The sequence below is a fragment of the Thermoanaerobacterium calidifontis genome, assembly GCF_055381745.1.
Window position 1 is genome coordinate 2,324,856 of record NZ_AP042436.1, and the last position, 15,411, is coordinate 2,340,266.

The 15,411-nt window shown below is 35.6% G+C and carries 13 protein-coding genes and 1 other annotated feature; all 13 genes read right to left on the minus strand.

The window, feature by feature from the left end:
• Nucleotides 1-73: 73 nt before the first annotated feature.
• The 13 genes from ACZ42G_RS12120 to gndA all read right to left on the minus strand — a co-directional run bounded on the left by ACZ42G_RS12120 (nt 74) and on the right by gndA (nt 15,402).
• Nucleotides 74-1,141: a sugar ABC transporter substrate-binding protein gene (locus tag ACZ42G_RS12120; protein WP_284700596.1), complete on the minus strand. Its 1,068-nt coding sequence runs from the start codon at nt 1,139-1,141 to the stop codon at nt 74-76.
• Nucleotides 1,131-2,726 carry a response regulator gene (locus tag ACZ42G_RS12125; RefSeq protein ID WP_274893451.1) on the minus strand — a complete coding sequence of 532 codons (1,596 nt, stop codon included), beginning with the start codon at nt 2,724-2,726 and terminating at the stop codon, nt 1,131-1,133. The genes ACZ42G_RS12120 and ACZ42G_RS12125 overlap by 11 nt, the downstream gene beginning before the upstream one ends.
• Nucleotides 2,723-4,228, minus strand: coding sequence for a sensor histidine kinase (locus ACZ42G_RS12130; protein WP_274893452.1), 1,506 nt, complete (start codon nt 4,226-4,228; stop codon nt 2,723-2,725). The genes ACZ42G_RS12125 and ACZ42G_RS12130 overlap by 4 nt, the downstream gene beginning before the upstream one ends.
• Before the next feature lie 11 nt (nt 4,229-4,239).
• Nucleotides 4,240-5,247 carry a substrate-binding domain-containing protein gene (locus ACZ42G_RS12135; RefSeq protein ID WP_274893453.1) on the minus strand — a complete coding sequence of 336 codons (1,008 nt, stop codon included), beginning with the start codon at nt 5,245-5,247 and terminating at the stop codon, nt 4,240-4,242.
• 142 nt (nt 5,248-5,389) lie between these two features.
• The gene (locus tag ACZ42G_RS12140) at nt 5,390-5,917 is read right to left on the minus strand and encodes a tryptophan transporter (RefSeq protein ID WP_085113134.1); all 528 of its coding nucleotides are present in this window, start codon (nt 5,915-5,917) and stop codon (nt 5,390-5,392) included.
• Nucleotides 5,918-5,971: 54 nt separating this feature from the next.
• Nucleotides 5,972-6,203: a binding site (T-box leader), on the minus strand.
• A gap of 135 nt (nt 6,204-6,338) precedes the next feature.
• Nucleotides 6,339-6,503 carry a hypothetical protein gene (locus ACZ42G_RS12145; RefSeq protein WP_013788773.1) on the minus strand — a complete coding sequence of 55 codons (165 nt, stop codon included), beginning with the start codon at nt 6,501-6,503 and terminating at the stop codon, nt 6,339-6,341.
• A gap of 89 nt (nt 6,504-6,592) precedes the next feature.
• Nucleotides 6,593-8,821, minus strand: a complete 2,229-nt coding sequence (locus tag ACZ42G_RS12150; protein WP_274893455.1) for an alpha-galactosidase — start codon at nt 8,819-8,821, stop codon at nt 6,593-6,595.
• Between the two features lie 13 nt (nt 8,822-8,834).
• Nucleotides 8,835-9,452 (minus strand): hypothetical protein, encoded by a 618-nt coding sequence (locus tag ACZ42G_RS12155; RefSeq protein WP_274893456.1) that lies wholly within the window; start codon nt 9,450-9,452, stop codon nt 8,835-8,837.
• Nucleotides 9,453-9,550: 98 nt separating this feature from the next.
• A complete protein-coding gene (gene kduD / locus ACZ42G_RS12160) occupies nt 9,551-10,330 on the minus strand; it encodes a 2-dehydro-3-deoxy-D-gluconate 5-dehydrogenase KduD (protein ID WP_274893457.1) in 780 nt (259 codons plus the stop codon).
• Nucleotides 10,331-10,344: 14 nt separating this feature from the next.
• Nucleotides 10,345-11,175: a 5-dehydro-4-deoxy-D-glucuronate isomerase gene (kduI, locus tag ACZ42G_RS12165; protein ID WP_274893458.1), complete on the minus strand. Its 831-nt coding sequence runs from the start codon at nt 11,173-11,175 to the stop codon at nt 10,345-10,347.
• Between the two features lie 86 nt (nt 11,176-11,261).
• Nucleotides 11,262-12,251 carry a LacI family DNA-binding transcriptional regulator gene (locus ACZ42G_RS12170; protein ID WP_274893459.1) on the minus strand — a complete coding sequence of 330 codons (990 nt, stop codon included), beginning with the start codon at nt 12,249-12,251 and terminating at the stop codon, nt 11,262-11,264.
• A 114-nt stretch (nt 12,252-12,365) separates the two neighbouring features.
• Nucleotides 12,366-13,982 carry a mannitol dehydrogenase family protein gene (locus ACZ42G_RS12175; protein WP_464850585.1) on the minus strand — a complete coding sequence of 539 codons (1,617 nt, stop codon included), beginning with the start codon at nt 13,980-13,982 and terminating at the stop codon, nt 12,366-12,368.
• Between the two features lie 19 nt (nt 13,983-14,001).
• Nucleotides 14,002-15,402, minus strand: coding sequence for an NADP-dependent phosphogluconate dehydrogenase (gndA, locus tag ACZ42G_RS12180; protein ID WP_464850586.1), 1,401 nt, complete (start codon nt 15,400-15,402; stop codon nt 14,002-14,004).
• Nucleotides 15,403-15,411 lie beyond the last annotated feature (9 nt).

Below are 15,411 nucleotides of genomic sequence, written 5' to 3' on the forward strand. Positions count from 1 at the left end.
TAAATAATTTTATTTGAAATTTTATCTGGATTATTTTATGACAAAAAAATAAAGGCTTTAAGCCTTAAAAAAATCAATTGGTATATCTGTACACATCGTCGCGGCTATGAAAGCCATCTTTAATCACAGTATCGTCTATGTTAGTCTTGTCAACCGCTATTGGCTCCAGCTTGTAATATGGAACATTGTACTTCCCATCGTAAATCGTATTGCTTACGTTTAATTTCTCCCCTTTTGCCAATTTCACTGCCAACTTCGCCGCATCTCCAGCAAGTTTATCAATTGGCTTGTATATAGTCATAAGCTGAGTACCCTCTATTATTCTCTGACATGCAGCAAGGTCGGCATCTTGCGCCACAACAGCCACCTTGCCTGCCAGCCTGTGTTCTGACAATGCTTCAATTATGCCATTTGCCAATCCGTCGTCACCTGCAATTATTGCATCTATCTTATAATTTTCCTGTATATATTTTTCAGTAGATTGAAATGCGTATTCTGACATCCAGTTTGGAGACCATTCCTCTCCTAATATGCGTATGTCTCCGCTTTTAACCTTTGGAAGCAATACGCTGTCATACCCTTCTTTAATCATCTTTGTGTTGTTGTCATTTGTCGCACCATTTATTATGAGATAATTGCCTTTTGGATACCTTTTAATAAGATATTCTGCCATTAGCTTTCCGACCTTTACATTATCAAATGAAATATATAAATCTACATTTGAATTTAAGACAAGCCTGTCGTATGAAATAACCTTAACACCTGCTTTTTTAGCCATCTCCACCGCTGCAGAAGCTTTCTTAAGATCGTTTGGAACAATGACAAGCACGTCAATCTTCTTGTCCAACAAATATTTCACTTGCTTTAGCTGATCCTCGTCATCATTGTTTGCATTTTGCACAAAAACTTCTGCTCCCAACTCTTTCGCTTTTGCCATGAATATATCCCGATCCTTTACCCATCTTTCTTCTTTTAAAGTACCAAGGGAAAATCCTATCTTTATCGCATTTTTATCACTTGTATCGTCAACATATTTGCTAGCTTCATAATATTTGTAAATCCTGTTCCCTAATAACACCAGAAGAACTAGCAATATCAACGTAAGCAGCACTAATATCACATCTCTTAGTTTAATTTTCAAACGCAACACCTCCTTTTGATACTCTATTTTTGTAATCCGTAGGAGTCATGCCTGTCTCCTTTCTAAATATCCTGCTAAAATAGTTAGGATCATTGTATCCTACCTTAAAGCAAACCTCCTTTACACTTATGGTTTCGTCCTGCAAAAACTCTTTCGCCTTTTCTATTCTTACTCGAGTGATGTAATCAACAAAATTGCACTTTGTCTCTTCTTTAAACATCTTGCTGAAATAGTGATAGCTTATGCTTAGCATCTGGGCCACATCATAAAGTTTTACCTCTTTATGGTAATTTTTATTTATATAATCAATAGCCTTCGCAATAAGTCCCGTGTAGTATTTCTCCCTATTTCTGTGCAATTTCGTTATAACGTTTGATATAAATTTTGAAAACATATCTTTTAGGCTATCTATTTCGTCAGTCTTTAAAATATCGATAATCAAAATTTCTTCTAATACTGACGTAACATCACAGTACGTGTTGATTTTAGTCATAACTTCAATAAGAAGGCTAAAGACCTTCGATTTAATCTGTTCTACACTACCTTCATAGTTATGTTGCAATTTTTGAAAAATGCTGTTGACATTAATTAAAGCTCCGTCAATGCTATTGGATATGATATTTTCTACAAGCTCAGCCGTATCATAATTTAAACCAAGTTCTTTTGCTTCAGATAGCTTAATGTCGTCGAAATGTGTTATAGCGTCAGAACCTGTCTTTATGGCGAATAAAGCTTCATCATATGACTTCGAAAAATAAGCTGTCTCATATGGTCTGCCTATGCCTATTCTGACTCCTATCTCAAGGTTTCTCGTTTCTTTTAAAATCATTTCACAAAAGCTAATTGAATCATTTTTAATTATATATAGATCATCATAAGCTACTGTAGGAACATAGACTATTATCCTGTCAAGCAAAATAGTTGCAAGGCAATCTTTTAAACTTTTTATATATTCTTTAAGGTACATCAGATTTTCGTGCACTTTAACATTTCCCATAAAGATATCCGAATCTGTGCTATCTTTATCAAGCAAGACGACTACGGCAAAACCCATATCTAATTTAATATTAAATATATTTCCATAAAAATCAATATCTTCCTGCTTAAAATTAGACGATGATAAGGAATATATCATTTCATTTTCAATATAAGGCAGTATCGCTGTCATTTTTTCCTTCATTTCCAATTCTTTTGCCATATCTTCGCGCTTTTTTTCTATCAATCTTTTAACTTTTTTGACGGTATCTATGACCTTATTTTTATTTAGCGGTTTTAAAAGGTAGTCTACCACATCTAGGTTTATTGCTTCTTTTGCATAGTTGAAGTAATCATAAGCTGTGATTATGACAAACTCTATATCATTGTGGCTTTCCTTAATTCTCTTAATTGCCTCTATGCCATCTATGCCAGGCATTCTTATGTCCATGAATACAACATCAGGCTTTAACATGTGAGCTTTTTCTATGGCTTCTCTTCCCGATTTTGCAAAACCTACAACTTCCACATCTTCACAGTTATTATCAATGATAAATTTTACAGAATCCACCACTATCTGCTCATCATCTGCTATAAGTATTTTTATCATGCTGCACTACCCCTTCCATCAGGAATCTTTAAAGTCACCCTTGTTCCATATCCTATGCGGCTTTCTATCTCTATGACATCACTTATATTGGGCTTATTGTAGTATAGCCTTAAGCGGTTTATCACATTGTGCATTCCAATGCCTGTGACATGCTTATTCTCATCATTGTCAGGATCATCCGCAGCCAGAATCTTCTCAATACTTTCCTTAGGCATTCCCATACCGTCATCTATGACATCAATATGAATACTTTCTCCTACTCTTTTAATCTCTATCTTTATATGGCCATCTCCATCCATGTCTTCTATACCATGAATGAATGCATTTTCAACAACAGGCTGAACAATTGTACAAGGCACCTTTACATCTAAAAGTTTCTCATCTATGTCCGCCTGAAATTCCACCTTATCGCCAAATCTTGTCTTTAGAATGTACATGTAATTAAACACATTGTCTATTTCTTCTTTCAGCGTAACTGGTTTATCAAGTTTTCTAAGATTGTACCTAAAAAGATCCGCCACCTTTTCTATAAATTCAGATGATTTTTCTGCGCCCTCCATCATAGCGATTTGTGATGCGGCATTTAAAGTATTAAATAAAAAATGTGGATTTATCTGGGACTGAAGTGCCTTCAACTCCGATTCTCTCAAGATATTTTTCATCTTAAGGTTCTGCATCTCTTGTTCTTTAAGACGCTTTTCTACTTTAGCCTGCATTTTTATCTCATCTATATAATTTTTAATGTTAGTAACCATATTGTTAAAAGCATCAGCCAAGATATTAACTTCATCGTCTGTCTTTATTTTAATTGGATCTATGTCAAAATCTCCTTTTGAAATCCTCATTGCTGTGTCAGATAACTCTGAAATCGGCTTTGTTATCCTATATGTGTATATAATCGCTAACACGATATTTAAAACCACAGATATAACTATCAGAAAAATATTTAAAAAGCTTATAAAAACCATATTCTTAGATATTTTGTTGTACTTTATCGTACCTTCTTGAAGTTTATTGTACATTAAATTATTGATGTACAATTTTATATAATCATTTATTTTATTTGCTCTTGTGAAATACTCTATATATTCGCTACTTATTCTGCCTCTCTTGGCATTTACAGCTTTATCTGTCTCAGATAGAAGGCTTATTATCATATTGCCAATGTCCTTTTGCATGAGGCTGTCATTATCATATGTTGCTATGCTTATCATGTCTTCAGCACTATTGTTTAGCTTGTTGCTAATGGTGTAATAATTTAGAAGCGAATCGGAAGATTTTGTAGAAAGATACTTTTCAACTTCTGTTTCCAGAGAATTTATGTCGTTGTTAAGGCTGTTTAAGTAGACATAATCAGTAAAAATAGACTTTAACCTGTCTATTACAATTTTCGCATTATAATAAGAGTATATGCTTGTAATCCCCATAATAAGTGTAGTTATCAAAAGATGTGCAAATATTTTTCTTCTTATACCTTTAAACTGAAATAAACTCTTATTCACCATAACACCTACTAATCTTTTTGTTTTATCTTATCCTCATACTCTTTTACATTGTTTTTAGTTATTATATTTACGCCTGTGTCTATAAAAGTAGAAACATCGTTATTTTTTTTGATCTCAATCATGGCTTTAATGCTTTCATAACCCATCTTATATGGATCGCTCACCACTGTACCATAAATTATGCCTTTGTCAACGTACCTTAATATATCAGGCGTATCTCCATATCCAACTATAGATACTTCACCTACCTTGCTGAAATCCACCACCACTTGTGCGGCACCAATTGTATCCACAGAATCTGTAATGTACAAAGCATTTATACCATCGTTGCTATTTATGATGGATTGAGTTATTTCTTCTGCACTTAAAGCACCTAACTGTGACGTATATACCTTTGAAACTTTCATACCCGGTACACTGTTTATAATGCTTAAGAATCCATTCAGTTTTAAGTTCTGGCTTGTTGTATCATTTCCTACATCATTGCTCATGATAACAGCTATATTGGCTTTGCCTCCTGTAGACTGTTTCATAAGCTTTCCAGCTTCTTCTCCCAAAATAAAGCTGTTGGCACCTACAAAAGACTTCCTTTTGCTGTCTTTTAAATCATTTTCAATTGTAACAACAGGTATATTGTTTGCATAAGCTTCATCTATCAGCGTATTGAAGTCCCCATCATATGAAACATGTGTTATAATACCATCTACTTTTGATAAAACTGCTATATCGAGAAACTCCAATTCTTCGTTAATATTATTAAACTTTGGAGCATTAAATTCGACAGCGACGTTATAGTATTTTGCAGCATCTTCCGCACCTTTTTGCACTTCCTTCCAAAACGGATCCACCGAATTTTGTGCTACTAAATAAAAGTGATATAATGGTTTACCTGCTAAAACAGGTTCCTCGATCTGCTGAAATTTATATAAAAAAATGCTTAATACTGCAATTAGCGTTATCAATATCAATATTATATTTTTCTTAAAGAAATTAAAGATGCTATGCAACGTTTTCATAATTATTTCTTGCCCCCTACCCCTAAATATTACAACAGGGATTGAAATTTTTCAATAGTCACATATTAAGTCAATGTCACACAATATTTTATTCTACAAAAAACAAAAAATCCTCTTTCGAGGATTAATATGTGTCAAAGTGCTATTTATTTATAGCAAGTGTGGACTTGGAGACTTTCTTTATGATGTAGTATCCAATGACAGTAACTATAGTATTTACTACTGCTGTAGGTATTACAACCGTCAACATCAATAGATAAAATGGTCCTGGAAGCCCTGCTACAAGTGAAACAACTCCTAAAAAAACGGAACCTGAAATGATTGTCCCTATGATACCAACTACTCCAGCGATAATTCCTTCATTTACTCTATTTCTCAACACTTTAAGCATCAAAATTATGATTGTTGCTGTGACAAGTTTATCGATTGGATTTGCAATCTGACCTCCAGGCATAGATCCTGTCAATGCCGTCAATATTCCTGCGATGATCGCTGTTACATAATTGATTTTTAGATCGTCAACGATCATCAGTGATATGAAAAGCATTGAAAGCATAAAATCTGGCCTCATATTTAACATGAAAGCAGGTGTGATAAAATGCAGTACTACACCAATAGCCATAAGCAGTGCGCAAAGTACAAACTCCCTCAATGTCTTTCTTGTATCCACACTCTTCACCTCCCTCCTTAAAAAAATGCAAATTAAAAAGCCTTCCACCCCAAATGTAGGGGCGAAAGGCTACGCTTCCACGGTGCCACCCTTCTTAAGACAATATGTCTTATCTCTAAGCACACCAACATGTGCATCACATATAACGGTGTTTACCGGCTCGGCTACTACAGTTCACCTCGCATCTCACAGGCCCATTCGCTAAAGCTATAATAATCAGGCTCACACCATCCCTGACTCGCTTGTATTAGTCGCTTAAGCTACTATTCCTGATCATCGAAAAATCTTTTACTTTTTTATCATTATACAGCAATAAAATTGATTTGTCAATCATTTTTTAAATTTTTGGACAATATTCGCATTCGAAATTTTATCGCAATAAAAACAATCTCCTCAGCAAAAAAACTGAGGAGATATTGTGCTATCTTTGCACTGTCGGCCTAAACATGTCTAAAACTCCTAATACTACGTGAGCCAATCCAAAGCCAGTAATTCCAGCACCCAGCATTCCACCTGTCATAAGTCCCGCAGCCGTTACAGCCGCTCCAACGCCAGTAACAACCCAACTCGTAGTTCTTCCATTCATAATATGCGCCTCCCCAATCAATATTGTTTGTAAAAAAAGAAAAAAATATGACTGGAAAGGAAGTTTTAAAATAAAAATTTTTATTATTGTTATTCAGCTTTTATCACATAAATCTTTGATCTAAAATCTGCACTATCACCTTTATCTCTATTAAATATTTCAAGATAAAAATTATCTAAAGGTAATCCAGAATACATCAATTCATCACCATAATAACATTCTGAACTACCTACAATTCTATACAAATACTTTGTATTAAGTCCCTTAAGACGCAATTTTTTTAAACCTTGATTTGGTTGTGCTAATACTTGATAATATCCTATAATTGCTTCTTTAAGATCCTCAGAAACAACCATCCATGATGTTATATTTCCATCACCTTCAAAAGGACTATTTATTCGATAAAAAATTCCTTTGTGAATTAATTCTCTATACTTTTTGAAAAATTTTACTTGTTGTCTTATCTTTTCTTTCTCTTTATCCGTTAGTTTATTCAAATCAAGTTCATAACCAAATGTACCAAAATAAGCCACATTAGCTCTTGTTTCTATTGGAGTAATTCGACCTACTTGATGATTAGGTACATCCGAAACATGTGAACCAATAGAATTTATTGGATAGCAAATAGAAGTACCATACTGTATTTTTAATCGCTCAATTGCATCTGTATTGTCACTTGCCCATGCCTGAGGTGCATAATAAAGCATTCCTGGATCAAATCTACCTCCACCACCAGCACAAGATTCAAACAATACATCTGGAAATTCAGATGTCAACCTTTCATAAAGAGAATATACTCCTAATATATATCTATGAAATACTTCTCCTTGCCTTTCTGGAGGAAGCACAACAGAATATGGTTCTGTAATATTTCTATTCATATCCCATTTTACATAAGAAATAGGTGCTTCCCGCAATATTTTTGATATCATCTCATATATGTAATTTACGACTTCATTTCTTGAAAAATCAAGGACATACTGATTTCTACCGTGAGAGACTTTTCTTCCAGGCACTTTGATTATCCAATCCGGATGTTGTTTAAAAAGATTACTATCTTCATTAACCATTTCTGGCTCAATCCAAAGTCCAAACTTCAGCCCCATTGCCGTTATCTTATCCGCTAAGCCTTTAATACCATTTGGAAGCTTTTTTTTATTTTCAAACCAGTCTCCAAGTGAAGAAGAATCATCATTTCTATTTCCAAACCATCCATCATCTAATACAAAAAGTTCTATTCCTAATTCGTTTGCTGCTTTTGCAAGTTCCAATATTTTTTCTTCATTAAAATCGAAATAAGTAGCTTCCCAATTATTAATAAGTATTGGTCGAATTCCATCCCTAAATTTCCCTCTTACTAGTCTATTTCTATAAAGTTTATGAAAAATTTGACTCATGCCATTTAATCCTTTATCAGAATAAACCATAACGGCTTCAGGTGTCTGGAAGCTTTCGCCAGAATCTAAAACCCAGCCAAAATTAAAAGGATGTATACCCATAATAACGCGTGTCACGTTATCATAGTCAACTTCTACCTGTGCAAGGAAATTTCCACTATATATTAAGTTAAATCCAAATACTTCTCCTTCATCTTCAGTAGTCCAAGGACGTTTTAAAGCTATAAAGGGATTCTGCTGAGCGCTGCTTGCACCTCTTATGCTGGATACTGATTGTATTCCCGGTTGAAGTTTGCGATGTTTAATGTATCTCTCTCGTGCCCATGCGCCTGATAAATGAAGCATATCGTAATCAGCATCTGGCAAATCAATGCTCATGCTCATTGCTCTCATCAATTTTAACTTCTGTTTTCCATTGTTTGTAAATTTAGCACTTCTTGTTATTACTGCATACTCTTCAAAAATTGTATATATTAATATTAGATCCATATTAATTAGACTATCTTTTAGCCATATCTCCAGTGTTAGTGCTTCAGAATCATTTTCACTGTAAGTTGAGGGAAGCCCATCAAGTTCTGGCTTTCCGTTGTATATTTTATGATTTTGATACTCAAAATTCGTTATTATACTCCCATTTTCCTGCTTTACTTGATATGCAGGCTCTCGAAAATCAGTCGTTCCATAAGATGGATATTCTTGTCTTAACAAATCTAAAGAAAACTTAAAATCGTCTTTAAAAACATACGCGGTATATGCTCTTGGCAATACATTCATAAGATGCCCAAAAGATTCTCTATGATTTAATCGCTTCCCAAAATATAAATGTCCAAGCTGATTATTTTTCATTATCTTTATTATATAGCTTATATAATCGTTCTGTAGATGAAATTCTCTTTCTGTTTCATTATAGTATATTTTCACTTAACCCACCTTCTTATTCGACTTTTACCATTACATTTTTTTCTCCTAAAGACCTAGACCTTACTTTTATATTAATTACACCCGATTCATTTATAGTTTCAACCCAAAATGCTATTGCCCCACCTATAAGTGCTACTTCATTTGGCCCCTGAAGCTTCGCAGGTCCTTCTATTTCTATTTTAATTACTTCATTAATAAATGGCAAAAGATTTCCGTACTGATCAAGTATTTTTACTACAATTCTAGTTGCATCTTTTTGAGAAGCATCAAGCAAAAAATCATCTGGCATAACACACAATTCAGTTGGGACAGGTTCGGTTGAGTATTTTTTTTCGATAACCACATTATTTTTATAAAATCCTCTTAAATATAAGTCTTCCCATTTCATGCCCCAAGAACCTACTTCTTCAGGCTTTATAATTGAATAATCTATTATCACTGGTGGATATGGTATACCTTTATATTCGTCTTTTTTCGGAAATATTTTATCTATTTTTGTCTTACTGCCATATTGCAACTCAATATAATCGCAATTAGTAAATATAACAAGCGGTATAACACCACCGATACTTCTTTCACCTCTAGCCCAAAATGTCACAGGTTCCAATACAGGTTCTACATCTGGAGACACCTGTGATTTGTATACATATGACGCAAACTTATTGTTAATTAAAAATTTTTATAAAGCGTATTAAAAAAAGAACGGCACTTTGCCATGCCATTTTCCTATCACCTTACAAGCCAGCCGCCATCGACAGCCAATACGTGTCCGTTTACATAGTCTGAAGCTTTACTTGCCAAAAATACTAAAGCTCCCATCACATCAAACGGATGACCCCATCTTCCTGCAGGTATCCTTGAAAGTATCTCGGCATTTCTGCTTTCATCAGCTCTTATTGGAGCAGTATTGTTGGTTTCAATATATCCTGGGGCTATTGCATTTACCTGTATGTTTTTATCCGCCAATTCATTTGCAAAAGCCCTTGTAATTCCCACGACGCCATGCTTTGATGCTGTATACGCCGGCACAAATTTTCCGCCTTGAAACGAAAGCATTGAAGCTATGTTTATGATTTTCCCTCCACCTTGTTTAACCATTACCTTAGCCACTTCATGGCTTAAATAATACACTGCATTTAGATTGATGTCTAAAACAGCCTTCCAATCTTCATCTTTGTATTCAAGCAGAGGAGATCTTTTTATTGTACCTGCATTGTTTACAAGTATGTCTATCTTGCCATAAACCTCAAGACATTTATCTACAACTGCATTTATATTCTCTCTAATCGATAAATCCGTCTGAAAGAATTCTACCTTTTTCCCTTCTTTTTCGATAAGCTCTCTCGTTTCATCAAAGCGATTATTATGAGTAACTATGAATAAATCAGCTCCGGCTTTTGCCAATGCCACCGCATATCCTTGTCCTAATCCTGTATTCCCACCTGTCACGATTGCTACTTTTCCGTCCAATCTGAAAAAGTCCATTGAAAAGTCATTAATGCTAAACATAATTAACCCCTTCCTTATCTTAGATCTTTTGTAGGTATAGTATCCATATCAGTGAATGTCTGATTCTCGCCTACCATTCCCCATATAAATGTGTAATTCTTTGTACCTACGCCTGAGTGAATCGACCAGCTGGGTGATATGACCGCTTGCTCATTTTTGACGACAATATGCCTTGTCTCATTTGGCGTGCCCATAAAGTGAAATACAACATTATCTTCGTCTATATTGAAATAAAGATAGACTTCCATCCTTCTGTCATGGGTATGGCACGGCATTGTATTCCATATACTACCAGGTTCTAATATAGTCATGCCCATGACTAATTGACAGCTTTGGCATACCGCAGGGTGGATGTACTGATTTATAGTTCTCTTATTGCACTCCTCATCAGTGCCTGCTTTTACTTTATTTGCATCGTTTAAGCCTATTTTAACTGTAGGATAACTCTTATGGGCTGTAGCGCTATTGATGTAAAACTTTGCAGGCTTTGAAGCATCTACGCTTTCAAAGCTTACTTCCTTTACCCCCATGCCTACATACAGGCCATCGCTATTTTTCAGCTCATACTTTTTGCCATCTAAATTCACGATGCCCGTTCCGCCTATATTAATTATGCCCATCTCTCTCCTTTCCAAAAAATAATCTGTCCCTAATTCTTTGCTTGTCTCAAGGCGAAGCACCTCATTTATCGGTACAACGCCTGCCACAATTATCCTATCTACATGGCTGTAGATCATATTAATCTTACCTGTCTCGAATAGATTCTCAATTAAAAAATGTCTTCTCAATTCAGATGTATCATAGTGCTTAACGTCTTCATAATGAGTTGCATACCTTATCTCCATAAAAATCCCTCCTGATTTTTCTGTTACCGTTAACGTAACATCTAAATAAAGTATACTCTTTATTTTGGAAATAGTCAATGACACTATCAACTTTCCCTTAAAGATTTTCTTACCACAAGCTGTGGTTTGAGAATTATTTTCTTCGAAATTGTCGCGCCACCTGTTAATAGATTCAACATTGTTTCTGCAACTACTTTACCCATTCGACTTCCATTTTGATCCACCGTAGTCAATGGAACAGGCAACATAGACGATTGCTGAATATTGTCATACCCTGCAATACCTATATCATCTGGTATTTTAATATTGTTTAAATAGCAATATTTTATGACTCCTAAAGCAACGGTATCATTTATCGCAAATATGCTGTCAACGCCTTTTTCAATTAGAACTTTTGCCAAGTTAAATCCATCATCAAAAGTAGCGTCACTTTCTAAGATAATATCGCTCTGATATTCCATGTTATTTTCCGCCAGCACATCTTTGTATGCTCTCAACCTTTCATTTGAAGCACTGGAGCTTGTTGGTCCAAGTATAACCCCAATCTTCTTGAATCCTTGTTTTACCATGTGCCGTATTATCTCTGATGCTCCATGATAGTTATCATTGCCGACAAAGTTCGCATTAAGCCCATCCACGTAATTATCTGCCATAACAAGCGGTACTTCCTTTAAAATTTTTTCATAATCTTCTTTCTTTGGCTTTACAGGGAAAATAATTATGCCGTCAACTCTGCCTCCTGCCAAAAAGTCGAGATACCTTTTTTCCTCTTCTTTTTTTCTGTCGCTATTGCAAAGCAAAAGCCCATAACCATGAAGGCTTAGATATGAGCTGACGCCTTTGCTTACCTGTGAATAATATTGATTTGTTATATCAGGTATAATGAGCCCTATCATGTTGGTTTTCTTTGTGACGAGGCTTCTGGCAGCAAAATTAGGCCTGTATCCTAATTCTTCACAAGCTTTCAATATTCTTTCTTTCGTTTCTTTTGATATTTGACCGCTGTTATTCAATGCTCTCGATACAGTCATGGCTGAGACTCCACAGTATTTTGCTACATCTCTTATGTTAACCAAACCAGTCCACCCTTTTTCAAATGATGTATCTAATCATTTTTTCTTTTATTATAATTTATTTTTCCTCAAATAAAAAGTGCAGAAGAAATCGTCCTCTGCACTATCCATCTTATTTTAGCATTCAAGGTATTTTTTAAGGGTATTTCTCACTGCGCCAGTATCAGATATAAGCTCTTTAAAGTAGCTTTCTACCATCTCGCCTAATCCTGCTTCGTATAAATCGAGTCCAAATATTTGCTTGTTTGATAAAATCGGTCTTAGGTTGTCCTTAACTGATTCTACGTCCCCAAGCTTTATATTTGACACATGGGATTTCAAATCATTTAAAAGTGGATCTGGACTTAGTGCCATTTCATTGCCGTTATCGTCAATACTCATCAAATACCTGCACCATCCTGCTATGACTAACGGTATATACTTTAAGCTTTTTACATCAAGATCGCTTCTTTGCATGTATGATTTTATCGTCTCTCCAAATCTTATACCCATCTTTTGCGATGTGTCTGTGGCAATTCTCTGAGGTGTATCAGGCATGTACGGATTTGGCAGCCTTACTTCGATTACTTCTTTTATGAATTCTTCTGGGTCAAGCACTTTAGGATTTATGACAACAGGCATGCCTTCCACATATCCCACTTTTTCAACAAGCTTTTTTAAGCAACTATCTTTCATCTCATCAGCAATCGTCTTGTAATTCAAAAGGCATCCGTATATAGCCAATGCTGTGTGAAGCGGATTTAGGCATGTGGTGACTTTCATCCTTTCGACTTTTTCTACGGTTTCTTTATCAGTTAAGATGACCCCAGCTTCTTCTAATTTCATTCGCCCATTTGGAAATTTGTCTTCTATGACAAGGTATTGAGCTCTTTCCGCATTAACAAAAGGCGCAATTACGGTATTTTTCGAAGTTGTTATTATGTCCATATCCTCTAAGCCACTGTCTTCAAGAGATTTCTTGACTATCTCATGTGGCCTTGGAACGATTTTATCAATCATACTAAGCGGGAAAGAAACCTTCGATGGATCGTTTAAGTATTTAATAAATCCATCTTCCACATAACCTTTCTTCGACCATTCCTCTGCTATAGTCATCACTGCACTTTTAAGTCTTTCGCCATTTCCAGAAAAGTTATCAAGGCTTACAAGTGCCAATGGATGCCCACCTGCTTTGTACCTTGAATAAACCAGAGATGTAAGCTTTGACACTACATTTTTCGGCCTTTCAGGACCTGCCTCAATGTCTTCTGTGACTTCTTTTATAAAATTGCCTGAGAAATCTTTAAGATTATAGCCTTTCTCTGTTATTGTCATGCTTACTATCTGCAATGATTGATTTTTGAAGATGTCGTTTAATTTAACCCATTGAGCTTCGTTTGATGGATCTGCCATTACAATATCGGCAATGCTTCCTACGACTTCTTTTTCCAGTGTGCCATCGGCATTCATGATGACTCTCAATCCCAAATTGTCGTAAGGCTTATATATTTTCTCAGAGACTTCAAAATCGTAAGATTCAACTGCAATTATTCCTGTGTCTATAAGATCTTTGTTCAAGAGGGTTTGCATAAGCATTGCTATAAACCCTCTGAATATGTTGCCTGCACCAAAGTGAATCCATGTAGGCCTTTTCGCTGTAACATCGATCATCTTTTCTACGTCAAACTTTGGAAGCTTTATGCCTGCATCTTCCCATTTTTTTCTATCTTTTAGCTCAGCCCTTCTTAATTTCATAAATTAATCCCCCTCATATTTAATCCTGCTGCCACTCGGTGTGGAATATTCCATCCATGTCAATCCTCTTGTAAGTATGTGCACCAAAGAAATCCCTCTGCCCTTGTATCAAATTAGCAGGAAGGTTTTCCTCTGACATGCTGTAGAAATAGTCAAGAGAAGCATTTACTGTAAGCATAGGGATGTAATTATCTTTAGCAAGTTTTGTCACCTTCTTAACTGCATCTATTTTTTCTTCTAAGAATTTCACAGATTTCGGGTTAAGAAGCAAGTTATCATTATCTTCTGAGATTATCTCCATCAAAAAGTCCAGAAGCCTTGCCCTTATGATGCAACCACCTTTCCAGATTCTCAAAACTTCTTTTAAATCTATGCCATAACCATAGACTTTTGACGCCTCTGATATAAGCCACATGCCTTGCGAAAATGATGAAAATACTGAGAACAACAGCGCATTTTTCAAATCTTCTACGACTTCGTCTTTATTTAAGGCATTTTCAGGATAGTTTCTATTGACCATTTTCGAAAGCCTTACCCTGTCATCTTTAAAGAAGGAAAGAGTTCTGCCGACAACAGCAAGATTTAAAGATGGCGTAGGAATGCCTAAATCAAGAGACGTCTCTGCGGTCCACTTGCCTGTTCCCTTTTGCTCTGCTTCATCAAGTATGAGCTCTACCAAAGGCTTACCTGTCTTGTCGTCTTTGTGCTTCATTATCTTATAAGATATTTCCATCAAGAATGAATTAAGCTCTCCGTTATTCCACTTCTCGAAAATATCTCCGATTTCTTCACTGGTAAGCTTTAAGACTTTTCTCATTACGTCGTACACTTCTGATATTGACTGCATTATAGCGTATTCTATTCCATTGTGCACCATCTTTACAAAGTGCCCTGCAGAATCATTGCCAACATATGTGCAGCATTCTCCAGAATCAGTCTTTGCTGCTATCTTAAGAAGCAACTCCTTTACCATTTCATAAGCTTCTTTTGTTCCGCCAGGCATAAGTGACGGTCCATTTAATGCGCCAAATTCTCCGCCAGATACACCCATGCCTAAGTAATGTATTCCTTTGTCCTTTAGCTCTTTTATCCTTCTGTCAGTATCTTTAAAGTACGAATTACCGCCGTCTATTATGAGGTCTCCTTCATCAAGGTATGGCAAAAGCTCATGAATCACGTCATCTACTGGCTTTCCCGCCTTCACCATGAGTATTATCTTCCTGGGCTTTTCCAAAGACTCAACGAATGACTTTATGTCGTAGTACGGATAGATTTTCTCATCCTTTACTTTTTCTTTAACGAATTTTTCAGTCGTCTCATGTGATCTGTTGTAACCAGAAAGGCTGTAACCTTTTCTGGCTATGTTTAAAGCTAAATTCTGTCCCATTACTGCAAGGCCTATCAATCCTATATTGTTCATTTCTCTTAC

Coding starts and splice junctions, on each gene's coding strand:
- ACZ42G_RS12145 (WP_013788773.1), bottom strand. CDS start 6,503: ATGAATGGAAGAACTACGAGTTGGGTTGTTACTGGCGTTGGAGCGGCT.
- kduD (WP_274893457.1), bottom strand. CDS start 10,330: ATGTTTAGCATTAATGACTTTTCAATGGACTTTTTCAGATTGGACGGA.
- ACZ42G_RS12175 (WP_464850585.1), bottom strand. CDS start 13,982: ATGAAATTAAGAAGGGCTGAGCTAAAAGATAGAAAAAAATGGGAAGAT.
- gndA (WP_464850586.1), bottom strand. CDS start 15,402: ATGAACAATATAGGATTGATAGGCCTTGCAGTAATGGGACAGAATTTA.
- kduI (WP_274893458.1), bottom strand. CDS start 11,175: ATGGAGATAAGGTATGCAACTCATTATGAAGACGTTAAGCACTATGAT.
- ACZ42G_RS12125 (WP_274893451.1), bottom strand. CDS start 2,726: ATGATAAAAATACTTATAGCAGATGATGAGCAGATAGTGGTGGATTCT.
- ACZ42G_RS12135 (WP_274893453.1), bottom strand. CDS start 5,247: ATGAAAACGTTGCATAGCATCTTTAATTTCTTTAAGAAAAATATAATA.